The 24,650-nt window shown below is 70.5% G+C and carries 23 protein-coding genes; 8 read left to right on the forward strand and 15 right to left on the reverse strand.

What is annotated here, in order from left to right:
• The first annotated feature begins 96 nt into the window (after positions 1 to 96).
• From IE231_RS15320 to IE231_RS15330, 3 genes are read left to right on the forward strand one after another with little or no spacing between them, the layout of a single operon-like run.
• Entirely contained in the window at positions 97 to 939 is an 843-nt protein-coding gene (locus tag IE231_RS15320) for a DUF969 domain-containing protein (protein ID WP_189694860.1), read from the forward strand.
• Positions 936 to 1,907 (forward strand): DUF979 domain-containing protein, encoded by a 972-nt coding sequence (locus tag IE231_RS15325; protein WP_189694861.1) that lies wholly within the window; start codon positions 936 to 938, stop codon positions 1,905 to 1,907. The genes IE231_RS15320 and IE231_RS15325 overlap by 4 nt, the downstream gene beginning before the upstream one ends.
• 12 nt (positions 1,908 to 1,919) lie before the next feature.
• Positions 1,920 to 3,035, forward strand: coding sequence for a DUF2891 family protein (locus IE231_RS15330; RefSeq protein WP_189694862.1), 1,116 nt, complete (start codon positions 1,920 to 1,922; stop codon positions 3,033 to 3,035).
• An 85-nt stretch (positions 3,036 to 3,120) separates the two neighbouring features.
• Here the strand turns inward: IE231_RS15330 and IE231_RS15335 are convergent, their stop codons facing one another.
• Positions 3,121 to 3,582: a hypothetical protein gene (locus tag IE231_RS15335; RefSeq protein WP_189694863.1), complete on the reverse strand. Its 462-nt coding sequence runs from the start codon at positions 3,580 to 3,582 to the stop codon at positions 3,121 to 3,123.
• 220 nt (positions 3,583 to 3,802) lie between these two features.
• Here IE231_RS15335 and IE231_RS15340 point away from each other — a divergent pair, with 220 nt between their 5' ends.
• A complete protein-coding gene (locus IE231_RS15340) occupies positions 3,803 to 4,345 on the forward strand; it encodes a glutathione peroxidase (protein WP_189694864.1) in 543 nt (180 codons plus the stop codon).
• Here the strand turns inward: IE231_RS15340 and IE231_RS15345 are convergent.
• From IE231_RS15345 to IE231_RS15370, 6 genes are all read right to left on the reverse strand, one after another.
• Positions 4,342 to 5,376 (reverse strand): NADPH:quinone reductase, encoded by a 1,035-nt coding sequence (locus tag IE231_RS15345; RefSeq protein WP_189694865.1) that lies wholly within the window; start codon positions 5,374 to 5,376, stop codon positions 4,342 to 4,344. The genes IE231_RS15340 and IE231_RS15345 overlap by 4 nt on opposite strands.
• 54 nt (positions 5,377 to 5,430) lie before the next feature.
• Complete coding sequence (locus IE231_RS15350) at positions 5,431 to 6,969, reverse strand: UDP-N-acetylglucosamine 1-carboxyvinyltransferase (protein ID WP_189694866.1); 1,539 nt, start codon at positions 6,967 to 6,969, stop codon at positions 5,431 to 5,433.
• A gap of 110 nt (positions 6,970 to 7,079) precedes the next feature.
• On the reverse strand, positions 7,080 to 7,463 hold the full coding sequence (locus IE231_RS15355) for a VOC family protein (protein WP_189694867.1): 384 nt from the start codon (positions 7,461 to 7,463) through the stop codon (positions 7,080 to 7,082).
• Between the two features lie 121 nt (positions 7,464 to 7,584).
• Positions 7,585 to 8,388, reverse strand: a complete 804-nt coding sequence (locus tag IE231_RS15360; RefSeq protein ID WP_189694909.1) for an energy-coupling factor transporter transmembrane component T family protein — start codon at positions 8,386 to 8,388, stop codon at positions 7,585 to 7,587.
• A 35-nt stretch (positions 8,389 to 8,423) separates the two neighbouring features.
• Positions 8,424 to 9,980, reverse strand: a complete 1,557-nt coding sequence (locus IE231_RS15365; protein ID WP_189694868.1) for an ABC transporter ATP-binding protein — start codon at positions 9,978 to 9,980, stop codon at positions 8,424 to 8,426.
• Positions 9,981 to 10,589 carry an ECF transporter S component gene (locus tag IE231_RS15370; RefSeq protein WP_189694869.1) on the reverse strand — a complete coding sequence of 203 codons (609 nt, stop codon included), beginning with the start codon at positions 10,587 to 10,589 and terminating at the stop codon, positions 9,981 to 9,983.
• Between the two features lie 248 nt (positions 10,590 to 10,837).
• Between IE231_RS15370 and IE231_RS15375 the strand changes: the two genes are divergently transcribed.
• On the forward strand, positions 10,838 to 11,098 hold the full coding sequence (locus IE231_RS15375) for a DUF4235 domain-containing protein (protein ID WP_189694870.1): 261 nt from the start codon (positions 10,838 to 10,840) through the stop codon (positions 11,096 to 11,098).
• 218 nt (positions 11,099 to 11,316) lie between these two features.
• On the opposite strand, the gene mnhG is transcribed toward IE231_RS15375, so the two are convergent.
• The 6 genes from mnhG to IE231_RS15405 are packed head-to-tail and all read right to left on the reverse strand — an operon-like array spanning position 11,317 to position 17,734.
• Positions 11,317 to 11,712 (reverse strand): monovalent cation/H(+) antiporter subunit G, encoded by a 396-nt coding sequence (mnhG, locus tag IE231_RS15380; RefSeq protein WP_189694871.1) that lies wholly within the window; start codon positions 11,710 to 11,712, stop codon positions 11,317 to 11,319.
• Complete coding sequence (locus IE231_RS15385; protein WP_374189466.1) at positions 11,709 to 11,975, reverse strand: MrpF/PhaF family protein; 267 nt, start codon at positions 11,973 to 11,975, stop codon at positions 11,709 to 11,711. The genes mnhG and IE231_RS15385 overlap by 4 nt, the downstream gene beginning before the upstream one ends.
• An 8-nt stretch (positions 11,976 to 11,983) precedes the next feature.
• A complete protein-coding gene (locus IE231_RS15390) occupies positions 11,984 to 12,571 on the reverse strand; it encodes a Na+/H+ antiporter subunit E (protein WP_189694872.1) in 588 nt (195 codons plus the stop codon).
• A complete protein-coding gene (locus IE231_RS15395; RefSeq protein WP_189694873.1) occupies positions 12,568 to 14,151 on the reverse strand; it encodes a Na+/H+ antiporter subunit D in 1,584 nt (527 codons plus the stop codon). The genes IE231_RS15390 and IE231_RS15395 overlap by 4 nt, the downstream gene beginning before the upstream one ends.
• On the reverse strand, positions 14,148 to 14,654 hold the full coding sequence (locus IE231_RS15400) for a Na(+)/H(+) antiporter subunit C (RefSeq protein WP_189694874.1): 507 nt from the start codon (positions 14,652 to 14,654) through the stop codon (positions 14,148 to 14,150). The genes IE231_RS15395 and IE231_RS15400 overlap by 4 nt, the downstream gene beginning before the upstream one ends.
• Positions 14,651 to 17,734, reverse strand: coding sequence for a Na+/H+ antiporter subunit A (locus IE231_RS15405; protein ID WP_189694875.1), 3,084 nt, complete (start codon positions 17,732 to 17,734; stop codon positions 14,651 to 14,653). The genes IE231_RS15400 and IE231_RS15405 overlap by 4 nt, the downstream gene beginning before the upstream one ends.
• Before the next feature lie 112 nt (positions 17,735 to 17,846).
• Here IE231_RS15405 and IE231_RS15410 point away from each other — a divergent pair, with 112 nt between their 5' ends.
• The 3 genes from IE231_RS15410 to IE231_RS15420 all read left to right on the forward strand — a co-directional run bounded on the left by IE231_RS15410 (position 17,847) and on the right by IE231_RS15420 (position 21,211).
• A complete protein-coding gene (locus IE231_RS15410) occupies positions 17,847 to 19,226 on the forward strand; it encodes an MFS transporter (RefSeq protein WP_189694876.1) in 1,380 nt (459 codons plus the stop codon).
• Positions 19,227 to 19,522: 296 nt separating this feature from the next.
• The gene (locus tag IE231_RS15415) at positions 19,523 to 20,005 is read left to right on the forward strand and encodes a cation:proton antiporter regulatory subunit (RefSeq protein WP_189694877.1); all 483 of its coding nucleotides are present in this window, start codon (positions 19,523 to 19,525) and stop codon (positions 20,003 to 20,005) included.
• A gap of 3 nt (positions 20,006 to 20,008) precedes the next feature.
• The gene (locus tag IE231_RS15420; protein ID WP_189694878.1) at positions 20,009 to 21,211 is read left to right on the forward strand and encodes a cation:proton antiporter; all 1,203 of its coding nucleotides are present in this window, start codon (positions 20,009 to 20,011) and stop codon (positions 21,209 to 21,211) included.
• A 77-nt stretch (positions 21,212 to 21,288) separates the two neighbouring features.
• On the opposite strand, the gene IE231_RS15425 is transcribed toward IE231_RS15420, so the two are convergent.
• Both IE231_RS15425 and ppsA read right to left on the reverse strand, forming a co-directional pair.
• On the reverse strand, positions 21,289 to 22,107 hold the full coding sequence (locus tag IE231_RS15425; protein WP_229867211.1) for a pyruvate, water dikinase regulatory protein: 819 nt from the start codon (positions 22,105 to 22,107) through the stop codon (positions 21,289 to 21,291).
• A gap of 81 nt (positions 22,108 to 22,188) precedes the next feature.
• Complete coding sequence (gene ppsA / locus IE231_RS15430; protein ID WP_189694879.1) at positions 22,189 to 24,591, reverse strand: phosphoenolpyruvate synthase; 2,403 nt, start codon at positions 24,589 to 24,591, stop codon at positions 22,189 to 22,191.
• Positions 24,592 to 24,650 lie beyond the last annotated feature (59 nt).

The raw sequence follows: 24,650 nt of genomic DNA on the forward strand, positions 1-24,650 counted from the left end.
GAACAAACCTATATGCTCTAGGTCACAGCGCCGCACGGCGCGTCCCTCCAGCACCCTTCCCAGGACCGGTGCACTCCCCCCTCGGAACGGATCATCATGCTTGTACTCATCGGGGTACTCCTGGTCATCGTTGGCTTCGCCATCCGGCTGAACCCCCTCGTCGTCGTCACCGTGTCCGGCATCGTCACCGCGCTGCTCGGCGGCCTGAACCCCCTGCAGATCCTCGACGCGTTCGGCTCCGGCTTCGCCAGCAGCCGTTCGGTGACGATCTTCGCGGCAGTGCTGCCAGTGATCGGCATCATCGAGTTCTTCGGCCTCCAAGAGCAGGCCAAGAACCTCATCGGCAAGCTGGCCAGGCTCACCGCCGGCCGCGTGCTCCTCGCCTACCTCGCCATCCGCCAGATCACCGCCGCAGTCGGCCTGACGAGCATCGGCGGCCACGCCCAGACCGTCCGACCCCTCGTCTTCCCGATGGCCGAGGGCGCCGCGATGCGGCGGTACGGCCACGTGCCCGAGAAGGTGAAGGAGAGGATCAAGGGCCACTCGGCGGGTGCCGACAACGTGGGCGTGTTCTTCGGCGAGGACGTGTTCGTGGCCGTCGGCTCGATCCTGCTCATCACCACCTTCGTGGACACCACCTACCACCTGCACCTCGAGCCGCTCGAGCTCGCCATCTGGGCGATCCCGACCGCGGTCGCGGCCTTCCTGATCCACGGCTTCCGGCTCCTGCGCCTCGACCGGCAGCTGGACCGCGAGTACGCCAACGCCGCGGGCCGGGACACGGACGAGGACGCCGAGGCGGGCCAGGACCTCGGCGTCGCTGCGCGGCCGTCCCGGGCTGCCGAGGCCGAGGCGGAGCGCGAGGACGCGGCCGCCCCGGACGTGGACCCCTCGTCCCTCGGCTCTTCCCTCAACACTGATCTGGGAGACAACAAGTGATCAACGTCGAAGCCGTCTACTGGCTCATCGGGGCCCTGTTCATCGCCTGGGCCTCTCTCATCGCGCGGGACGAGAACCACCCGCACCGCTGGGGCGCGTCCTCCTTCTGGGGCCTGCTCGGGCTGTGCTTCTTCTACGGCACCTGGGTCCAGGCCGGCACGGCGCCCGCGTGGATCCTCGGCATCGCCGTCCTGGTCCTCGTGGCGATCGCCGCGACCGGGCGCCTCAAGCACGGCCCGGCCCGGACGTCCACGCCGGCCGAGCGCGTCGCGTACGCGGCGAAGTTCGGCAACAGGCTCTTCATCCCGGCGCTGGCGATCCCCGTGGTGACCGTCATCCTCGTGCTCGCCGCACCGGTGCTGACCATCGGCAAGACCGCGATCCTCGACCCCAAGAACACCACCCTCGTGGCGCTGGCCATCGGCGCGATCGTGGCGGCCGTGCTCGCCGTCGTGCTCCTGAAGCCCAAGAACAAGCTGAACCCGATCATCGAGAGCCGCCGGCTCCTCGAGTCCATCGGATGGGCGGCACTGCTGCCGCAGATGCTCTCGACCCTGGGCATCCTGTTCACCAAGGCCGGCGTCGGCACCGCCGTGGGCACTCTCGCGCAGACGGTCATGCCGCGGGGATCGCTCGTCGCGGGCGTGATCGTCTACTGCGTGGGCATGTTCCTGTTCACGATCCTGATGGGCAACGGCTTCGCGGCCTTCCCGATCATGACGGCGGCGATCGGCTGGCCGGTCCTCGTGCAGGAGTTCCACGGCACCCCGGCGATCGTGTTCGCGATCGGCATGCTCGCGGGTTTCTGCGGCACCCTCTGCACCCCGATGGCTGCCAACTTCAACCTCGTCCCGTCGGCGCTGCTCGAGATGAAGAACAAGTACGGCGTCATCACGGCGCAGATCGGCACGGCCATCCCGCTGCTCGCCGTCAACACCGCGCTCATGTACTTCCTCGCGTTCCACTAGGAGTCAGGACCCATGGACCACGCCTCACCCGCCACCGTCCCCGGGGACCTGTTCCCCGATCTGTTCCCGGATGCGGCGGCCCGCTGTGCCGCCGTCGTGCTGGACAACCTCAGCCGCCCCTACCCGTATGCCGCCCACCATGTGCGCCGCTCAGCGCGGGACACGGCGATGCCGCACGAACTGCATCCCGCCTTCGGCACCTCGTTCGACTGGCATTCGTGCGTGCACATGCATTGGCTCGGGGTGAGCGTGCTGGACTCGGGCCGGCTCGACTCCGCCACCGCGGATCGGCTCCGCGCGGCCCTCGCGGCGAACCTCACTGCCGAGAACCTCGCCGTCGAGGCGGCGTACCTCGCGGCGAACCCGACCTGGGAGCGCCCCTACGGGTGGGCGTGGCTCATCCGGCTCGCCGCAGCCTGCACCACCTCGCACGACGCCGGCCTGCGCGCCTGGGGCGAGAACCTCGCCGGATGCGTCGAGACGGTCGAGAAGCTCATGGTGGAGTGGCTGGACAAGGCGGAATACCCGATCCGGCACGGCCTGCACACCAACTCGGCGTTCGGCCTGGCGTGGCTCGTGGACGCCTTCCGCGTCCTGGGCCGGGACGATGCCGCGGCCGCGTGCGAGGCGGCGGCCCGGCGCTGGTTCGCCGATGACGCGGGATGGCCGTCCGAGTGGGAGCTCTCAGGCCAGGACTTCCTGTCCGCGGGCCTCTCCGAGGCGGACCTCATGGCACGCGTCCTCGCCGCGGACGAGTTCGCAGCCTGGCTCGGACGGTTCCTCCCGGACCTCCGCCCGGACTCCCGGATGCTCAGCCCCGTGGGGGTCACCGACGAGACCGACGGCTACATGGTCCACCTCCACGGCCTCAACCTCACCCGTTCGGGCCAGCTCGCGCGGGTCGTCGCGGCGCTGAGGAGTGCTGGCGGGACGGCAGGGTCGGCGCACGACGGCGCCGAGACCCCGGCCGCCGCCAGTGCGGCCGAGCCGGTGCTCGCCGCCGCGGTGGAACCGCTCTTCACGGCCGGGCTCAGTGGCCTCGACAGCGGCGACTTCATGTCGACGCACTGGCTCGCGAGCTTCGCGTGGGACGCGGCGGAGTCCATCGCGGCCCTCGGGTCGGTCTAGCCGCGGGAGCAGACGCAGGCGGGGCGATGCCCGGACCAGATCGGTCCGGGCATCGCCCCGCCAGTTTCCGCGCGCCCGAGCGCCACTACGCCGCGAGGGTATGGTGGCGCCGGTGCCCGGCCTTTGCCTCGGCCTCCGTCTCGGCCAGCTCGTCCTTCGGCTTCATCAGCGCCATCACGACGACGAGGAGCCCGGAGAGCGCCACGAGCTCGGAGACGACCGGGGCGGCGATCACCGCAGCGCCCCAGTGCTCGAAGACGTCCCAGACCATCATGGCGCCGAAGAACGCACCCGCAACCACGTTGACCCAGCGGGCCACCGTGTCACTGAGCACGAACGTCAGGAAGGCCACGGCCAACGGAACGAGCACGAACGCGGGCATCATGAGCGTCGCAGGGCTGTCGACCGCCATCTGCGCGATCTGCCCCGTCCTGAGCTGATCGACGGATCCCGGTTCCATGAGCACCAGCAGGAACAGGAGGACCATGCCGACTGCGTAGAACATCCACAGCGTGGCGATCCGGAGCTTCCACATCAACGACCGCATCGTCGCCACCTCCTTCGTGGAAGGCCGCCCGCCCGGGCGGGCTCCCACCTTCAGGATCCGCCTCTTCTACGCGATGTCGAAGAGTCGAAGGTCCTCTCCTCGTCCACCGTGGGCGCGCGGGTGCAGGCAGCGGGCCCTTCGGCCTGAGCAGGCTCCGGGCACCGCAGCTGAACCGCCGCGCCCCGATGTTCGTTCTCACGGTAGAACGAGAGGGGAACACATGGATCTCGACGGCATCGGCGTCACCACGCTCGACGGACGCAGTACGACGTTCGGCGAATGGGCGGGCAAGACCCGGCTCGTGGTCAACGTCGCCAGCAGATGCGGCCTCGCGCCGCAGTACGAGCAGCTCGAGGAGCTCCAGAAGCGCTACGGCGACCGCGGGTTCACCGTGCTCGGCTTCCCGAGCAACCAGTTCCTCCAGGAGTACCTGCATGCCGAGAAGATCGCGCAATACTGCTCGGCCAGATGGGGCGTGACCTTCCCGATGATGGCCAAGGTGCGGGTGAACGGGCGCGGGCAGCACCCGCTCTACCGGGAGCTGACCCGAGTCGCCGACGCGAGCGGCAAGGCGGGCCGGATCCAGTGGAACTTCGAGAAGTTCCTCGTGATGCCCAGCGGCGACGTGCACCGCTTCCGGCCGCACACCCTTCCCGACGACCCTGCCATCGTGGGGCTCATCGAGGAGGCCCTCGCGGGTGCGGAGGCTCCCGCGCCGGCGCGCCCCGGTTCCGACCGGACAGAGCTCGGCAGCGGGGATTAGTCCGCCACGTCGATGAGCACCTTCCCCACGAAGCCGGCCTCGACGGCGTCGTGCGCGGCGGCGGTCTCGGCCAGCGGGAACCGCGTGAGCGGCAGGCCGTGCCCCTCGCCGACCCGCAGCGCGCCGTCGGCGAGGGCCGCGCCGACGGCGGCAACGGCGTCGTGCTTCTGGGCATCGGTGACCGTGTAGGTCAGGAGGAACTGGAGGCGCGCGTTCTTCCCCATCGCCGGGCGGACCGGCACGCTCACGGTCTCGTCGCCGGTGCCCGCGTACACAGAGATGGTGCCGCCCAGGGCCACGGCGTCGAGGTCGGCCCTGATGTTCGCGGCGACGTTGACGTCCACGATCACGTCCGCGCCGCCGGGGGCAATCCTGCGCACCTCGGCGGCCACTTCCTGCTCCCGGTAGTTCACGACGGCGCTGGCGCCCGCAGCGCTCGCGAGCGCCGCCTTCTCGCCGCTGCTCACCGTGGCGACGACCTGCGCGCCGGCCCAGCGGGCAAGCTGGATGGCCGCGTGGCCCACGGCGCCCGCACCGCCCGTGACGAGGACGGTCCTTCCGGCCAGGCTCCCGGGGGCGAGCCGGGCGGGCCCGTGCTCGCTGGCGGTCAGCGCACGGTGGGCCGTGAGGGCGGGGATGCCGAGCGAGGCGCCCGTCTCGAAGGACTCGCCGTCCGGCAGGGGCTGCACCTTCTCCGCCGGGACGATGGCGTACTCCTGGGCCGTGCCCTCCGTGCCGCCGTAGGCGACGTCCCAGAGCCAGACCCGCTGCCCGGGCTCGAGGCCCTCGGCACCCGGCCCGACGGCGTCGACCGTTCCCGCCGCGTCCTGGCCGGGCATATGCCAGCCGTCGAGCGCGCCGGGGTACGTTCCGCCCGCGCGGGCCTTCCAGTCGGTCGGGTTGACGCCCGCGACCGCGATCCGGATGCGCACCTGGCCTTCGCCGGGCTCGGCGAGCTCGCGCTCATGGAGGGTCAGGACCGAGGACGGGCCGGTCTGGTTGTACTGGACGGCACGGTAGGTTTCAGCCATGCCCCCATCCTGCCCCACCCGGCGAGGGCGTAACCCAGATCTGCCTGCCGGGGGCTAGTCCTGGAAGTACTCGATCTTGGCGCCGATCGAGTTGAGCCGCTCGGCGAGGTCCTGGTAGCCGCGCTCGATCACGTAGATGTTCCGCAGCTCGCTCGTGCCGCGCGCCGCGAGCATGGCCAGCAGGATGCACGCCGCCGGGCGCAGGGCCGGCGGGCAGCCGATCTCGGCGGCGCGCCACTTGGTGGGGCCGTTGACGTAGATGCGGTGCGGATCGAGCAGCTGGACGTTGGCGCCGAGCTTGTTGAGCTCCGTGAGGTAGATGGCACGGTTCTCGTAGACCCAGTCGTGGATCATCGTCTGTCCCGTCGCGTTCGCGGCGATGACGGCGAAGAACGGCAGGTTGTCGATGTTCAGGCCCGGGAACGGCATGGGGTGGATCTTGTCCGCCGCGGCATGCAGCTCGGACGGGAGGACCGTGACGTCGACGAGGCGCGTGCGCCCGTTCCGCGCGGTGTACTCGCCGGAGACCTCGAGCTTCTGGCCCATGGTCGCAAGCGTCGCGAGCTCGATCTCCATGAACTCGATCGGCACCCGGCGCACGGTGACCTCGGAGTTCGTCACGATGCCGGCCGTGATGAGGCTCATGGCCTCGATCGGGTCCTCGCTGGGCCAGTAGTCGATGTCCACGTCCACGCGCGAGGTACCGAGGATGCGCAGCGTCGTGGTGCCCACGCCGTCGATCTGCACGCCGAGGCCCTGCAGGTAGAAGCACAGGTCCTGGACCATGTAGTTGGGGCTCGCGTTGCGGATCACGGTGACGCCCTCGCGGTGCGCGGCGGCCATGATGGCGTTCTCGGTGACGGTGTCGCCGCGCTCGGTGAGGACGAACGAGCGGTCGGCGCCGTCGGCCTCGGGGGCCCGGACGGTGTAGAAGCCCGCGGTCGCCTCGACCGCGAGGCCGAACTCCCGCAGGGCCTGCATGTGCGGTTCCACGGTGCGGGTGCCGAGATCGCAGCCTCCCGCGTAGGGGAGCCGGTACTCGCTGCGCTCGTCGAGGAGCGGGCCCAGGAGCATGATCACGCTGCGGGTGCGGCGCGCCGCCTCGACGTCCATCGCGTCGAGGTCGAGGACCGCCGGACGGCGGATCTGGAGGTCGCGGGGCTCGCCGTCCGCGGCGTCGAGCCACGTGCACTCGACGCCGATCGAGGTGAGGACCTCGACGATCCGGTTGACCTCCTCGATCCGCGCGAGGCGGCGGAGGGTGGTGGTGCCGCGGTTGATGAGGGAGGCGCACAGGAGGGCCACGCCGGCGTTCTTCGAGGTGTTCACGTCCACTGCGCCCGAGAGCCGGTGCCCGCCCTCGACCCGAAGGTGGGTCATCTTGGGGGCGCCGATGCTGACGATCCGCTGGCCGAGGATGTCCTCGATGCGCTGGATCATCTTCAGGCTGAGGTTCTGCTTTCCCTGCTCCATGCGCGCGACGGCGCTCTGGCTGGTTCCCAGCTCGGAGGCGAGCTGCCCCTGGGTCCAGCCCCGGTGGGAGCGGACTTGGCGCAGGAGGACGCCGACGGTCTCAGCGGTCTGTTGTGACATGGCCCCAAAAATATCACATCTGCTATACGTAGCCCGAATTCGGGGGCTCCCGACACTCCAGAACCGCTTCAACCCGACGGTAACCGATTTTGGTGAGATAAGCCGGTGGTCTATCCTGCCATCACGGAGAGCACGTTCCCCGCCGGGTCCTTGAACCACGCGATGCCCATCCCGCTCTCCGGGTCGCGCAGGACGCCCTGCTCGTCCACCGGCATCTCCGGGGTCGACGGGTACTTCTCGAGGCTGATCCCGAGGTCGGCGAGCTGGCCGATCGCGGCGTCGAGATCGTCCACCCGGAAGTTGAGCACCGTGAAGGACGCGGGCTCGTGGTCGGGCTTGGGATAGGCGAAGACCCGGTGGCCGCCGGGCACGGTGATGTTGAGGCCGCCCATCGTGTTCTCGACCGGGAGGCCGAGGGTGGTGCCGTAGAACGAGCGGGCCTTCTCGATGTCATTGACGCTGAAGCTCGAGAACGAGTCTGATGGCTGGAACATGGTGGCTCCTGGGGTCGGGGTTCCTCCCGCCTCCACAATCCCACTGGGCGCCGCCGGGCGCCAGAACCCGCGGCGCCAGAACCCCCGGCGCCAGAGCCCGCTGCGCGTGACGGATCGCGGACTACCCCCAGACCACGTTCCACGTCCCGAGCACGACGGCGGCGCCCACCGCGAGCGCGGCGATCGCCAGGCCCCCGGCCACGACCCAGACGTCGAGCCGCGAGAAGCTCGACTCCCTCGCCCAGGTCCGCGGCGCGGCCTTCCCGTCCACCGTGCCGCCGAAGCCACGGGCCTCCATCGCCACGGCGAGCCGCGTGGCGCGCCGGATGGCCTGGACGAGCAGGGCGAACGCCTGCCCGAGGAAGGCCCGGAACCGGTCCACGGCGTTGTGCCCGCTGCCGACACCGCGGGCCCGCCGGGCAAGCCCGAGCGTGCGCCACTCATCCACGAGGAGCCCCACGAGCCGCATGCCGGCGAGGGCGCCGAGCACGAACCGCGCCGGCAGCCGCAGCTTCTGGGCAAGGCCGTCGGCGAGGTCGGTAGGGTCGGTGGAGAAGAGGAGGAACACTCCGGGCAGGGCGATGGCGAGGCCGCGGAGGCCGATGGCGATCCCCGCGAGGACGGAGTGCTCGGTGAAGGTGATCGGGCCGAGCTGCAGCCAGACGGGGCCGGTCTTCGCGCCCAGCAGCGCGGTCGAGTATGCCGCGAGCGCAGCGGCGACGACGAGCGGCCAGGTGCGCTTCAGGAGCGTCCACGGGCGCACGCCGAGCAGGGGCACGAGGGCGAGCTCGCAGGCGAGCGCCACGGATGCGGACACCCAGTCCACGCTGAACAGGAGCGCGATCGTGATGGACAGGCCTGCGGCGAGCTTCGCCACCGGATTCGCGCGGGCAAGCGGCGAGTTCGCGACGTCGGGGGTGAGGATGCCCGCCGCCGCGGCCCCGTCCGTGCTCCCCGCGCTCACGCCGCGGCCCCGACGAGGGCGGCGCGGCCCGAGTCCACGCGGTACACGGAGTCTGCGAGGGCGGCCGTGAAGTCCTCGTCGTGGGTCACTGCCAGCAGAGACGTCCCCTCCTCGAGGAGCCCGGCCAGCAGCCGCACGAGCTCCGCCCACGTGAGGGTGTCCTGTCCGAACGTGGGCTCGTCGAGCATGAGGATGCTCGGGCCGGTGGCAAGCATGGTCGCCACCGAGAGCCTGCGCTTCTCCCCGCCCGAGAGGGTGAACGGGTTGGCGCCCGCGAGCTTGGCCAGGCGCAGGCGCTCGAGCAGGGGGTCGACGGCGGCTCGCACCTCCGCCTCCGGCAGCCTGGCCACGCGCCGCGGGCCGAACTCGAGCTCGTCGATCACCCGCGGGGTGAGGAACTGGTGCTCGGGCTCCTGGAACACGCTGCCGATCCGGGTCACGAGCTCGCTCGAACGCCAGCGGTGCGGGCTGGGCGCGGCCCCGCGCGCGAGCGTCGGGAGCGCCTCGAGCCGACCGCCCACCGCGGGCAGCAGGCCCGCGAGCGTGAGGGCCAGGGTGGACTTGCCGGCGCCGTTGGGGCCGGTCACGCTCACGGCCCGCCCCGCGTGCAGCGTCAGGTCGATCCCGGCCACCACTGCCTGCTTTCGTGAGCGGCCGACGGCGAGCCCTCCTGCCGCGAGCAGGTCGCCGCCGGCTCTGTCCCCGAGGCCGCGGCTCCGTCCGACCAGCGGCCGCGGCGGCTCCTCCCCCGTGAGCGGATGCCAGCCGGGAACCCACACACCCGAGGCGGCCAGCCGCCGTCGTGCGCCGGGATCAGCGAGGATCTCCGCCGGCGTCCCGTCCGCGGCGACGCCGCCGGCCGGCTCGAGCACCACGACACGGTCCACGAGCTCCGCCCAGACCGAGACCCGGTGCTCGACCACCACGAGGGTCGCGCCGGTGCGGTCGAGGCTCCGGCGGACCGCCTCGCGCACCTCCGTCACACCGTCCGGGTCGAGGTTGGCGGTGGGCTCGTCGAGCAGCACGAGGCCGGGCTCCATGGCGAGGATCCCCGCGAGTGCGAGGCGCTGCTTCTGGCCGCCGGAAAGCGCGGACGTGGGGCGGTCGAGGGGCAGGGCCAGGCCCACGTCGTCGAGGGCGCGGTGCACGCGGGGCCAGATCTCATCGCGGGGGACAGCGAGGTTCTCGCAGCCGAACGCGACCTCGTCCCCCACGCGGGCCATCGCGATCTGCCCGTCCGGGTCCTGCAGGACGAGCCCGGCGCGGCCGCGCGCCCGGGGTGCGGGGACGCCGTCGACCGTCAGGGTGCCGCGCTCCTCGCCCTCCTCCGCCGCGCCGAGCACCCCGGCGAGCGCATGCAAGAGGGTGGACTTGCCCGCGCCGGAGGCACCGAGCAGCAGCACCCGTTCGCCGGGGGCGATGTCCAGGTCCACGCCGTCGAGCGCGAACGCCCTGCGGCCCGCGTGCCGCCAGCCCCATCCCTGGGCCCTGACGGCCGCGGGGCCGGTGCGCCCAGCAGGGCCCGAGGGCGCCGCTGGCGCGCTGCCCGCCATCTAGACGTCCGCGGCGCGGCCGGCCGCGAAGGCGGAGAGCGCGCCCGTCTTCGCCAGGCCCCGCACAGCGAGCCAGCTCAGCAGGCCCGCAATGACCGTCCCGGAGATGACGGCGAGCACCACGTACACGGCCTGCCAGCCGAACTCCCATTCCGGGAAGTAGATGATGACCTCCGAGACGCCGAGGGCGAGGCCGGAGAGGGCGCCCGCGAGCAGGCTGACGCCGAGGTTCCAGCGGCGGTAGCGGAAGACCGCGAACGCGAGCTCCGCGCCGGCGCCCTGGACGAGGCCCGAGAGCAGGACGGCGAGCCCGAACTGGGAGCCCAGGAGCGCCTCGACCACGGCTGCGAGGATCTCGCAGAACAGCGCGGCGCCGGGCTTTCGGATGATGAGCCCTCCAAGCACGCCGGCGATGACCCAGCCGCCCGCATACAGGCCGCCCAGCGGGGCGAACGCCGCCGTGGCGGCCTCGACCCCGACGTAGCCCTGGTCCCAGAGCCAGAAGATGACGCCGCACGCGACGGAGATGACCGCGGCCACGACGATGTCGACCACGCGCCAGCTGTACGTGGCCGGGGCGGAGGTCGGAGGGGTGGTGGTTCCAGACATTGGTGTGTCCTCCTGCGTTCAGGAGGGGAGGGCAGCCGTGGCTGCCTTGAGAACTCGACTCCCTTCGCCGGTACTAGCCGGAGCAGGTTCGAGGGTCAGCGGTGGCCCGCACTCTCAGCGCCCTGTGCTCCGCGGCCCGCCAGTGGCGGGTTCCGTCCTGCGACGGCATCCGTCCGGTGACGGCGCGGGGCGACGCTCCCCTGTCGTTTGGTGCCCTCAGTCTAGCGCGGCGGGTTAGGCTGGCCACCATGAGCATCCTCATCAAGCTCCTCGGCACGGCGATCAGTATCGGTGCGGGCATCGTGGCCACCAAGCTCGTGGACTTCGCGTGGGAGAAGAGCACCGGGAACAAGCCGCCCAAGGACGCGACGAACCTCGAGGAGAGCCTGCGGGCCACGCTCGTGTTCGCACTCGTCTCGGCCAGCGTCGGGGCCGTCATCCAGACCTTCACCCAGCGGTACACCCAGCGGGCCATCGCCAACTACAAGAAGACCCCCGAGCTCACCTGAGCCCTGCTGCCCAGGCCCGGCCTGGCCGGGGAGCAGTCCCTCGTCCGCGGTGTTGGGCGGGGCGCTGTGCGGTGGCGTTGGGGCCGGGCGTCCTCCGTCCCCAACTTTGACCTTCCTCCCCAGCTTTAGCCTTCAAGCCTCGGCACGTCGGGCAGTTCTGTCGGCGTGGCGCCCGGGTGCGAGGCCGAAAGCTGGGGAACTCGGCAGTCCCCCGGTGGTCAGTCGCCGGCGTCGTGCTCGCGTTCGACCCGCGCCACGACGTCCTCGAGCTCGTCGACCGAGAGGTGGGAGCGGTCGTAGTGCTTGGTCCGGTAGCCGGACCGGCCCACCATGTGCGCTGAGACGGGCACGGTGAGCAGCTGGAAGATCCATGCCACCATGAGCACCGGCACCAGCGCCCAGGAGCGCAGCTGCAGGGCCACCGCCGCGAGCAGGAGCAGCGAGCCGAGGACCTGGGGCTTGGTGGCCGCGTGCATGCGGGTGATCAGGTCCGGGAAGCGCAGGAGCCCCACGGCGGCGGTGAGGGACATGAGCGAGCCGAGGACCATGAGCACAGCGGCGGTCCACGTGAGGATGGCATCGAGGGCGTCGGGGGTGACGGGCTCGGGGGTCATGGGCGCCTCCGCTCCTGCACGAACCGTGCGACAGTGACGGACCCGACGAACCCGATGAGGGTGATGGCCACGATCAGGGCGGTGTGGTTGGTGTGCCGGTTGGCGGCCATGTCGATGCTCAGCGCCGCCGCCACGACGGCGAGCAGCACGTCCGCGGCGAGGACGCGGTCCAGGAGAGCGGGCCCCTTGATCATCCTGATGATCGCGCCGAAGGCCGCGAGTGAGAGCACCACGCTGCAGATCGCCAGGACCCACGGCATCACGAGGGGGCTCACCGGATGCCCCCTTCCCCGCGCTCGGCGGACATCATGCGGTCCAGGTGCTGTTCCTCGGCCACGAGTGCCAGTTCCTCCCGGGTGCCCATGATGCGGATGAGCTCCGCCTCCACGCCGAGCACCTCGCGCCGCACCCTGTCGGCGTCCGCCTCGGTCTCGACGTCGATGTAGTGGACGTAGAGCGTCGCGTTGGCCCGGTCCACATCCACGACGAGGGAGCCGGGCACGAGGGAGATGACGTGGCCGGTGGCGGTGACCATGAGGTCCGCGTGGCTGCGCAGCGGCACTGCGATGACGGCGCTGCGCACCGCAGGGCCCTTGGCAAGGGCGAGCCACGTCAGCTGGACGCTGGCCACGATCACGTGCCACACGAACACGAACGCGTACCTCACGGCATGCAGCACATTGAAGCGGCCGCTGAGCTCGACCGGTGGGAGGTAGAACACGCGCGTCACGACGAGCGCAATGAGGGCCCCGAACAGCAGGTTCCCCGGGGAGAAGTCCTGCCACAGCGCGCCCCACACGATCACGAGCCACGCGAGCAGCGGCAGCTCGGTCCGCAGCGTCGTGCTGGGCCGCCTCATCGGGCGCCTGCCTCGACGGGCGGCGTGAACTGCGCCTGCGCGGCGGCCGCGGCCTCGGGCCCGAGCACCGCCGAGATGTACGCAGTGCGGCCCAGCATCTCCCGCGCGGACTCCTCGCTGAGGCGGAACAGCGGCCCGGCGAACACGGTCAGCGCAAGTCCCACGCCCACCAGCCCGGCAGTGGCGCCCACCATGGACTTGGGCATCGCCTGCGCGGCGGCGGGCCGGAACAGCGCCGGCGCTGGCGCCTCGGCGTCCTCCGGCCGGCGCCAGAAGGCGCGGCTCCACACGCGCGCCATGGCCAGCAGGGTCAGCAGGCTCACCACCACACCGGCACCCACGAGCACGAGCGCGAGCGGCGTGCCGAGCTGGATGCCGGCCTGCAGGAGTCCGAGCTTGCCCAGGAAGCCGGAGAGGGGCGGGATGCCGGAGAGGTTCATCGCGGGAAGGAAGTACAGGAGGGCCAACAGCGGCGAGAGCTTGGCCAGGCCGCCGAGCCTCTCGAAGGACGACGATCCTCCCCGCCGCTCGACGAGCCCCGCCACGAGGAACAGCGAGGTCTGCACGGTGATGTGGTGCACCACGTAGTAGACGGCTGCAGCCAGTCCGAGCACCGAGCTCATGGCGGCTCCGAACACCATGTACCCGATGTGGCTCACGAGCGTGAAGGAGAGAAGCCTCTTGATGTCCGTCTGGGCGAGGGCGCCTAGGATCCCGACCACCATGGTCGCCAACGCCACGAGCATGAGCGGGACGTTGAGCGTGTCCCCGGGGAAGAGGAGCGTCTCGGTGCGGATGATCGCGTAGACGCCGACCTTGGTCAGCAGGCCCGCGAAGACGGCGGTCACGGGTGCCGGCGCGGTCGGGTATGAGTCCGGCAGCCAGAAGGACAGGGGGAAGACGGCCGCCTTGATGCCGAAGCCCACGAGCAGCATGGAGTGCAGGAGCGTCTGCATCCCGGGGTCGAGCTGGCCGAGCTTCACCGCAAGGTCCGCCATGTTCACGGTGCCTGTCGCCGCGTACACCATGGCAATTGCGATCAGGAACAGCATCGAGGAGACGACGCTGACCACCACGTAGGTCACGCCCGCACGGATGCGGGGTCCCGTGCCGCCGAGGGTCAGGAGGACGTAGCTCGCGGTCAGGAGGATCTCGAACCCGACGTACAGGTTGAACAGGTCCCCTGCGAGGAAGGCATTCGAGACGCCCGCCACGAGGATCATGTAGCTCGGGTGGAACACGGAGACGGGGCCGTCCTTGTCCCCATCCGCCATGCCCTGCCCCGTCGCATACACGAGCACGGCCAGGCTCACGGTGGTGGAGATGACGAGCATGAGCGAGGAGAACTGGTCCACGACCATCGTGATGCCGAACGGCGGGGCCCACCCCCCGATCGTCACGGCGGCGGTCCCGCCGTCCCAGACCGACGCGAGGAGCAGGCACTCGAGCCCGAGGGTGAGCGTCAGGACGGAGATGGTGACGGTGCGCTGCGCGCGCTCCTGGCGCAGCAGCAGGAAGGCGAGGGCGGCGCCGAGGATCGGAAGGGCGACGGCGAGCGGCGCCAAGGCGGTGACATTCACTCTCGCGCCGCCTCCTTCCGGGCGTCGGCGTGGGCTCTCGGGTCCTTGGCTGCCAGCACGGCGTGGTCGGCGGCAGCCGCCGCCTCGGGGCTGGGGAACTCGGAGGGGTCGTCAGGGACGTCGGCGTCGTCCTCCGCGTCCCAGCTCGGCTGGGATGCCACGCGGCGGTCCTCGATGTCGTCCGCGACCACGTCCGCCCGGCCCAGCTGCCACGTTCGGTAGATGAGCGCGAGCATGAACGCGGTGACCGCGAACGAGATCACGATCGAGGTGAGGATGAGTGCCTGCGGGAGCGGGTCGTTGTACTGCGCGGGGTTAGTGCCCTTCGAGATCAGCGGCGCCAGGCCAGCCGCACCGCCGGTGGCCAGCAGCAGCACATTCGCGCCGTTGGTCAGGAGCATGAGGCCGAGGAGCACGCGGGTCAGGGACCGCTCGAGCAGGAGGTAGATCCCGGTGGCGAAGAGGAGTCCGGCGACGAGGGCGAGCGTCACGTTCACAGTCATGCCCGGGCCTCCTCATGGTCTCCGCGGGATCGCCGCGCCGCCTGCACCGCCGCCTTCTCGCTCGACTCGAGGTGCTCGTCAACGCGCGATCCGAGGCTGCGCAGCACGTCCACCACGAGCCCCACGACCACGAGGTAGACGCCGACGTCGAAGATCGTGGACGTCACGAACTTCACATCGCCGAACACGGGCAGCCAGAGTCCGATGATGGCGCTCTGGAAGACCTGGCCGCCGAGCGCGAGTGGCACGGCGCCGGCCAGGGATGCGGTCCCGAGGCCCACGCCGAGCAGCACGCCGGGGCTGAGGGACGCGGCCTCGTGCAGCTCGAAGCGGCCACCGGCGAGATACCGCACCGTGAGCGCGAGCCCCGCGAGCAGGCCGCCCGCGAACCCGCCCCCGGGCAGGTTGTGGCCAGCCAGGAGCACGTAGACGGAGAACACCACCATCGAGTGGAAGATGAGCCGGGTGATGACCTCGAAGATGATGGAGCGCCGCTCCGGTGCGAGGGTGCGCCCGGCCAGGAGCCACGGATCGCGGACGACTGTCGCGAACGTCCGGGCAACGGCGAGCTCCGCAGCGCTCCGGGGCGCCTCGGCAGGGCGCATTCGGCCGATGCTGCCGGTGGGCACGTCCGCGGTCTGGCCGAGTGTGCGCCCGCTGTGCCGGATGAAGATGAGGCTCGCGACTCCGGTCGCGGCGAGCGCGAGGACGGAGATCTCCCCGAACGTGTCCCAGGCCCTGATGTCCACGAGGGTGACGTTGACGACGTTGAGGCCGCCCCCGTCGCTGTAGGCCAGATCGGGGAACTGCAGCGAGACGGGCGCGGCGGTGCGGGCGTCCATCGCCGCAAGGCCGGCCAGGACCATGACCGTTCCGAACACCGCGGCGATGACGATCCGGACGGCCCGGTACCGGCCGCCGAGCCGGTCCCGCAGCTGCGGTGGGAGGCTGCGCATGCCCAGGACGAACGCGACGAGCACGATGGTCTCGACGAGCATCTGCGTCAGGGCGAGGTCCGGTGCGCCCTGGAGGGCGAAGATGAGGGAGAGGCCGTAGCCGGTGATGGAGACCATGAGCACGGCCAGGAACCTCTTGTTGGCCCGCACCGCGGCGACCGCACCGATGGCGATCGCGATCCCGATGACCGGGACGAGTGGGGATCGGGGGTCCACGAACGTGAGGCGGTCCGGCGCGGGGAGGACCACGCGGCCTGCAATCAGGGCCGAGAGCGGCACGAGCGCGGCCACCGCCAGGATCACCGCGAGGTAGAAGAACAGCGAGCCGCGCTGCGTGCGCCCGGTGAGCCAGATGGCCGTATCGTCCACCGCGCCCACGATCGCCCGGTAGGCGCGCTCCGCGTCGAAGGGCGACGCCAGCCGGGACTGGAGGCGTCCGACCGCGCCCCGGCTCAAGAAGAGCAGCGCACCTATGGCCCAGCCTGCGGCTGAGAGGGCGAGCGGGAGCCCGAACCCGTGCCACGCTGCCAGGTGCGGCAGGGCACCCAGCTGCGCTCCGGCGTCGTGCGTGGCGGCCGCGGCACCCGCCGCGACCTCGGCGGCATAGGGCCCGACCCACGCGTCCACGGGCGCGGGCCACAGTCCGTAGACGAGGCCGAGGAGCGCGAGCACGGCCGGAGAGGCCACGAACAGCCCGGTGATGGGGGTGAACGGCGTGTCGGCGATGCCGGGCTTGCGGGCAAAGGCTCCCCACACGAAGCGCGCACTGTACGCGACCGTGAGCCCCGAGCCCACCGCGAATCCCGCGACCATGACCGCCGCCAGACCGGGCGGGAGCGGGGAGTGCGTGAACGCCTCGAAGACCGCCTCCTTCGCCACGAAGCCTCCGAAGAGGGGCAGGCCCGCCATCGACGCGGCCGCCAGCGCGCCCGTGACGGCGAGCGCCCGGGACTGCCTGAAGAGCCCGGAGAGCTTCCGAAGGTCTCGGGTGCCCGTCTGGTGGTCTATGACGCCCACCACCAGGAAGAGCGCCGCCTTGAACAGCGCGTGCGCCACCACCATGGCCAGGCCCGCGAGCGCAGCGGCCGGGGTCCCGAGCCCCACGATCGCGATCATGAAGCCCAGCTGGCTCACGGTGCCGAAGGCGAGGATCAGCTTGATGTCCGTCTGGCGCAGGGAGCGGTAGCCGCCCAGGACCATGGTGGCCAGGCCCAGTCCGAGGACCACGGGCTGCCAGTAGGCCGTCTCGGCGAAGCCGGGGGCGAGCCGGGCCACGAGGTACACGCCGGCCTTCACCATGGCCGCCGCATGGAGGTACGCCGAGACCGGGGTGGGGGCGGCCATCGCGGCCGGGAGCCAGAAATGGAACGGGACGAGGGCGGACTTGCTCAGGGCGCCGACGAGGACGAGGACCGCGCCGGCGGCGACCGTGCCCGCGGTGGCAGGGTCGGCGACGAGCGAGGATGCGCGCTCGAGTACCCCGGAGACCCGGTAGGTCCCGGCAGCCTCCCCGAGCAGGATGAGGCCCACGAGCATGGCGAGGCCGCCGGCGGTCGTGACGATGAGGGCCTGCAGCGCCGAGCGGCGGGCGGAGAGGCGGACGTGGGCGTAGCCGATGAGCAGGTAGGACAGGACGGTGGTGAGTTCCCAGAAGATGAACAGGACGATCAGGTCGTCCGCGGTGACGAGCCCGAACATCGCGCCGGCGAACGCGAGCATCTGGCCGCCGAATCCGCCGAGCCCCTCGTCATCGCGGGTGAAGTAGCGCGCGCAGTAGAGCAGGACCAGGGCGCCCACCCCGAGGACCAGCAGGGACATGACCCAGGCGAGCGGGTCGAGCCTGAACGCGATCTGGACGCCGAGGGTGGGGATGAAGTCCCAGGACTGGACGATGCCGCGGGCCGCCTGCGGACTGGCCTGGGCTGCGGCGAGCGCCCCGGCGGCGATGGGCGCCGCGGAACCGGACGGGCCGGCGTCGTACGCGGCAGGGCCTTGGAAGGCGAGCCACACGAGCGAGCCTGCCGGGACGAGCGCGAGGAGGAAGAACCCCGATCGCCCCATCCGCCGGAAGATCCAGGGCGCGCCAGCCGCCACTACGAAATGCAGGGCGAGGACTGGCAGCACAGGGGACTCCGCTCGGTTGAAGGTTCAATTGTTTCTGCGTTGGGTGTGGCGGCACATCGGTTGGGTTCGGTCCGGACAGTCTACCAATCGGCCCAGCGGATAGAGTCAGGGCATGCACGCGTCCGGCGTCTCCGAACTCGAACGGCACAGCGCGCCCGTGCGGCGCGGACAGGTGCTCGCGTGGGCCTCGTGGGACTGGGGCTCGGCGGCATTCAACGCCGTCATGACCACGTTCGTGTTCACCGTCTACCTCACGTCCAAGGCGTTCGGCGGCGAGGACCATGCCTCGGCCGTCCTCGGGGCGTGCCTCGGGGCCGCGGGCCTCGGCATCGCGCTGCTCGCACCCGTCTCGGGCCAGCGCTCCGACGCCGGCGGCCGACGCAAGCTGTGGCTCGGAATCCACACCGGCGTCGTCGCGCTCCTCACCGGCCTGTGCTTCTTCGCGTACCCTCGCCCCGAGTTCCTCCTCTACGGGGCCTCGCTCATCGCCGCCGGCCACGTGTTCAGTGAACTCGCCGGGGTCAACTACAACGCGATGCTCGAGCAGATCGCGACGCCCCGCACGATCGGGCGGATCTCGGGCCTGGGCTGGTCCGCCGGGTACGTCGGCGGGATCGTGGCGCTGCTGCTCGTGCTGGCGCTGTTCGTGCAGCCCGCGTTCCGGTGGTTCGGCGCCTCCACGGAGGAGTCCCTGAACATCCGGCTTGTGGCCGTGTTCTCAATGCTGTGGATCGTGGTCTTCTCACTGCCGGTCATGTTCGCCGTCCCCGAGGTTCCGAGGCGCCGCTCCGCCCGGCTCGGCGTGATCGCCTCCTACGGACTCCTGTTCCGACGCATCCGGGCCATCTGGAAGACCAGCCCCCACACGATCTACTTCCTCCTCGCCTCCGCGATCTTCCGTGACGGCCTCGCCGCCGTGTTCACGTTCGGCGGGGTCATCGCGGCCGGCACCTTCGGGTTCACCCTCTCGCATGTCATCTTCTTCGCCGTCTTCGGCAACGTCGTCGCCGCCCTCGGGGCGATCGCGGGGGGATTCCTCGACGACCTCGTGGGGCCGAAGGGGGTGATCATGGGCTCGCTCATCGGGCTGCTCGTCGCCGGGACGTCCATTCTGGTGCTCGGGAACTCCCAGTACGAGCTCGGCGGATTCACCTGGACGGGGACGACGACGTTCTGGGTGTTCGGGCTGTTCCTCTGCCTCTTCGTGGGGCCCGCGCAGTCCGCGGCCCGCGCCTATCTTGCACGCCTCGCGCCCGACGGCGAGGCCGGGGAGCTGTTCGGCCTCTACGCCACCACCGGACGGGCGGTCAGCTTCCTCGCGCCGAGCCTGTTCAGCCTGTGCATCACGATTGCCGCGCCGTTCGTGGCGGCGGGCCAGGCCCAGCGCTGGGGCATCCTCGGGATCATGGCGGTGCTGCTCGCCGGGCTCCTCGTGCTGCTGCCGGTCAGGCCTCCAGCCCGTGTCGCAACGGCCGTGGTCCCCGAGGCCTGACCCCCCGGGTCTGAGGGTCAGCTCCTGAGGGTCAGCTTCTGAAGGGCACCTCCCGGAGGTCACCTCCAGTGGGTCACGACTGCGATATCCGCGGGAGCTGGCCTTCAGGATCTGACCTCCAGAAGGTGCCCTTCAGAAGGTGACTCCTAGACGTGGGTGGGGGCGCACGACGGCGGCCACGCGCCGTCGTGCGCCGCCCACCTCAGAAGCCGCCCACCTCAGAATGCCCACCGCAGAAGCCCGCCCACCTCAGAAGCCGCACCGCAGAATGCGCACCGCAGAACTAGAGTTGACCCATGAATGTAGACGAAACGGACCTGCCCGGGTTCGGCGTCCGCAAGGACTTCATGACCCAGTCGGGCCGCAGGCTCGGGGTCGTCACGCACCGTGACGGCGAGACCGAGCTCATCATCTCCGCCTGGGACGATCCGGACACGTGCCAGGCGAGCATCCCGCTCTCCCGCGAGGAGGCCACGACGCTCGGGAACCTGCTCGGCGGCCGGGCGATCGTCATGCAGCTCACGGAGGAGCACCGCGACGTGCCGGGCATCTCGACTCGCCAGTTCGTCGTGGCCCCCGAATCCCCCTACCGCGACCAGCCCATGGGCAAGGCCCAGATCCGCACCCGCACGAGCGTCTCGATCGTGGCGATCATGCGGGAGGGCGAGGTGCTCGCCTCGCCTTCGCCCGACGTCGTGCTCCGCGGCGGAGACCTCATCGTCGCCGTCGGCACCCAGGAAGGGCTCGACCAGGCCGCCCACATCCTCCGCAACGGGTAGCGGATGGATCCACTCGCACTCACACTGATCGAACTGGGGGCGGTCGTCTTCGCCCTCGGCCTCCTCGCGCGCCTCGCGGGCAGGATCGGCATGTCGCCGATCCCGCTCTACCTCATCGGCGGCCTCGTCTTCGGTGCAGGGGGCTTTATCGAACTGGGCGGCGTGCGGGACTTCTCCCAACTCGCCGGCGAGATCGGCGTCATCCTCCTCCTGCTCATGCTCGGACTGGAATATACAGCGCAGGAGCTGGTCACCGGCCTCAGGAAGTCGTGGCAGGCGGGCGTCATGGACCTCGTGCTGAATTCCGTTCCGGGGGCGGCGGTCGCGCTGCTGTTGGGGTGGGGCGGGGTTGGCGCACTCGTTATGGGAGGCGTGACGTATATATCGTCGTCGGGCATTGTCGCGAAGGTCATCACGGACCTCGGCCGGCTCGGCAACCGTGAAACACCGACCATCCTCGCCGTCCTCGTGTTCGAGGACCTCGCAATGGCCGTCTACCTCCCCATCCTCACGGCCACCCTCGCGGGGGTGAGCTTCCTCGGCGGGCTGCAGACGGTCGGGATCTCGCTCGTGGTCGTCACGGCTGTCCTCGTCGTGGCCCTCAAGCACGGGCACCACGTCTCCAAGGCCGTGCACAGCGAGAACGCGGAGGTGTTCCTCCTCACCGTCCTGGGCCTGGCGCTCCTCGTCGCTGGCCTCGCCTCGGCAATGCAGGTCTCCGCGGCGGTGGGCGCGTTCATGCTCGGCATCGCCATCTCCGGCACCACAGCGCACCTGGCGTCGCGGCTCCTCGAGCCCCTGCGGGACCTGTTCGCGGCGATCTTCTTCGTCGCGTTCGGCCTCAACACGGACCCGTCGACCATCCCGCCCGTGCTGGGCTGGGCCCTGGTCCTCGCGGTCGTCACGGCGGCCACGAAGGTCGCGACCGGCTGGTGGGCCGCCGCCAGAGCGGGCGTGGCCGTGCCCGGCCGCGCACGCGCCGGCGCGGCGCTCATTGCGCGCGGCGAGTTCTCGATCGTCATCGCGGGACTCGCCGTCGCCTCGGGCGTCGTCAACGGCGAGCTCGCAGCCCTCGCCACGGCATACGTCATGCTCATGGCCGTCACCGGCCCGCTCGCGGCGCGCTTCGTCGAGCCGGTCGTCAAGGCTCTCCGGAAGCCGCGCGGTGGCGGACCGCGGGAGGCGTCAGCGAAGGTGCCCTTCTGAGGGTGGCAGGGCCCCGCGCACGACGGCGCGTGGCTGGCCGGGCGCGCGAGGGCTGCGGGTGCCACGCGGCCGGCGGCTCAGTGGTGGAGGTGCATCCGTTGGAGGATGGTCGCCGCCATCTCCTCGACAGACATCACACCGGAGTTGACGTGCGGGATGCCGTACCCAAGGTAGAGGGCCTCGGCGCTGCGCAGCTCATAGCCGCACTGCCGGAGGGACGAGTACTGCGACCGGGGCCTTCGCCCGGTGCGCACCTGGTGCAGGCGCAGGGGGGTCGAGGAGAGACCGAAGCACTTCCCGACGTGCGGCAGCAAGGGGTCCGGCAGCTCCCCCCGCTCGAAGTCCTCGTCGACGAGCGGGAAGTTGGCAGCCAGGATCCCGTGCTGCAGGGCCAAGTACATGGTGGTTGGCGTCTTGCCGCACCGGGACGGGGCGATCAGGATGAGTTCGGCATTCTCGAGCGCCCGGATGGACTGCCCGTCGTCGTGCTCTATCGCGTACTCGACGGCGGCCATCCGCGACTGATACCGCAGAAGGTTGCCCTGGCCGTGGGCCTTTCCGAGCTCCCCGCTCGCCCGGGTGCCGAGAGCCCGCTCCAGCTCGCCGACATGTCCCCCCAGCAGGTCGATGAAGTGCGCGCTCGCGGTGGAGAGGATCGCACGGATGCTCGTGTTCACCGCCGTGGAGAAGATCAGGGGAAGCGGGCCGAGCGATGCAAGCTCGTTGACCGTCTCCACCACCTGGTAGGCAAGCTCGGGGGTAGAGATGAAGGGAACGGTCTCCCGCGCAAAGGTTTCCTGCGGAAACTGGGTGAGCAGCGTGTTGCCGAATGTCTCGGCCGTGATCCCCGTTCCGTCGGAAAGGAAGAACACTGGCCGTTCGCGCTGATCTTTCACGGTGTACCTGCCTTGGGTCGGGGGTCTCCGTGCGGCCCGGCGCACGCCGGACCGCACGGAGGAGGTCAGCCTGCACTTGGCCTACCGGGCCGCCCCGGCCAGGCGCATCCGGGTGTCGACCACCGTGTCAGGATTGAGGGACATCGAGTCGATGCCCTCGGCCACGAGCCAGTCCGCGAGATCGGGGTGGTCGCTGGGACCTTGGCCGCAGATGCCGACATACTTCCCGCGCGCCTTGCACGCGCGGACGGCCAGGCTCAGGAGCTTCTTGACCGCCGGATTCCGCTCGTCGAACCGGTCTGCGACGAGGGCCGAGTCACGGTCGAGGCCGAGCGTCAGCTGCGTCAGGTCATTGGACCCGATGGAGAACCCGTCGAAGAAGTCGAGGAACTCGTCGGCGAGCAGTGCGTTGACGGGGAGCTCGCACATCATGATGACCTTGAGCCCGTTGTCGCCGCGCTTGAGGCCGTTCTCCTCGAGCAGCTCGATCACGCCCGAGGCCTCCTCGAGCGTGCGGACAAACGGCACCATGAGCTGGACGTTGGTCAGTCCCATGGTGTCCCGCACGTACTTGACGGCCTCGCACTCGAGCTCGAAGGCGGCGCGGAAGTCCTCGGACAGGTACCGCGAGGCCCCGCGGAACCCGAGCATCGGGTTCTCCTCGTCCGGCTCGAAGGCCGGACCGCCGAGCAGGTTCGCGTACTCGTTGGACTTGAAGTCGGACAGCCGCAGGATGACGGGCTGCGGTGCGAACGCTGCGGCGAGCATGCTCATGCCCTCGGCCAGACGCGTGACGTAGTAGTCGCGGGGGCCGGGATAGGCACTGGTCCGCTCCTGAATCTGCGCGACGGTCGCGTCCGTGAGACCCTCTTGCCGGTGCGAAGGGTCCTTCTCGAGGGCCAGCAAGGCGTTGGGGTGGATCCCGATCTGACGGTTGATGATGAACTCGAGCCGGGCCAGCCCGATCCCGTCGTGCGGGAGCTTGGAGAAGGTGAAGGCCTGATCGGGCGTGCCGACGTTCATCATGATCTTCGCCGGGAGCTCGGCGAAGGCGCCCAGCTCTCTCTCCTCGATCGCGAAGTCCAGAAGGCCGTCGTAGATGAACCCCGTCTCGCCCTCGGCGCAGGAGACGGTGACGGCGCTGCCCTCGGCGAGCATCTGCGTGGCATCGCCGGTGCCCACGACGGCGGGGATCCCGAGCTCGCGCGCAATGATGGCCGCGTGGCACGTGCGCCCGCCCCGGTTGGTGACGATCGCCGCGGCGCGCTTCATGATCGGCTCCCAATCGGGATCGGTCATGTCCGCCACGAGCACGTCCCCCGCCTCGAACTGGGCCATCTGCTCCAGCGAACGGAGGATCTTCACCTGCCCCGCGCCGATCCGCTGCCCGATGGCGCGACCCTCAGCGAGGAGGGGCCCCGTCTCGCGGAGCTTGTACCGGGTGGACGTGCTCGTGGAGGTGCGGGACTGCACGGTCTCCGGGCGTGCCTGAAGGATGTAGAGCTTCCCGTCAAGCCCGTCCTTGCCCCACTCGATGTCCATCGGGCGCCCGTAGTGCTCCTCGATCTTCACCGCCTGCCTGGCAAGTTCCTGGACCTCGTCATCGGTGATGCTGAACCGGCCGCGCTCGCCCTTGGCCACGTCGGTGAACTCGACCGTCGCGCCGCCGCCGGCGGCGTCGGAGTAGACCATCTTGATGGCCTTCTCGCCCAGGCCTCGCTTGAGGATCGCCGGGCGCCCCGCGATCAGCCCGGGCTTGTGCACGTAGAACTCGTCCGGGTTGACGGCGCCCTGCACCACGGCCTCGCCCAGACCGTACGAGGATGTGATGAACACGGCGTCCCTGAATCCCGACTCCGTGTCCATGGTGAACATGACGCCGGAAGCTCCGACATCGGAGCGGACCATCTTCTGCACGCCCGCCGAGATCGCCACCTCGGAGTGCGTGAAGCCGTGGTGAACCCGGTAGGCGATGGCGCGATCGTTGTACAGCGACGCGAAGACGTCCTTGATCGCGGCGAGGATGTTCTCAATGCCCGCCACGTTCAGGAAGGTCTCCTGCTGCCCGGCGAACGACGCGTCCGGCAGGTCCTCCGCCGTGGCACTGGACCGCACAGCCCAGGAGACGGTCGCCGCGCCGGAGGCCTCGCGCCCGGCGAGGTCCGCGTACGCGTCGCGGATCTCGCGTTCGAAGCGCGCGGGGAACGGCGCAGAGGTGATCGCCGCCCTGATCTTCGTCCCAGCGGCGGCCAGCGCCGCGACGTCGTCCGTATCGAGCCCCACGAGGGCCTGGTCGATCGTCTCCTCGAGGCGGGCACCGCGCAGGAACTCCCTGAAGGCCTCTGCGGAGGTCGCGAAACCCGGCGGGACACTCACGCCAGCGGCGGACAGATTGCTGAAGAGCTCCCCCAGCGAGGCGTTCTTTCCACCCACCCGGTCAACATCGCCCATGCCCAGCTCGGAAAACCACAAAATATCAGCCATAATGTCTTTCCTTCTCCATTGAAGTCGCATGGGTGCCCAAGCGCCCAGCCGGCGTCAGA

The sequence above is a fragment of the Sinomonas cellulolyticus genome, assembly GCF_014656475.1.
GTDB lineage: Bacteria > Actinomycetota > Actinomycetes > Actinomycetales > Micrococcaceae > Sinomonas > Sinomonas cellulolyticus.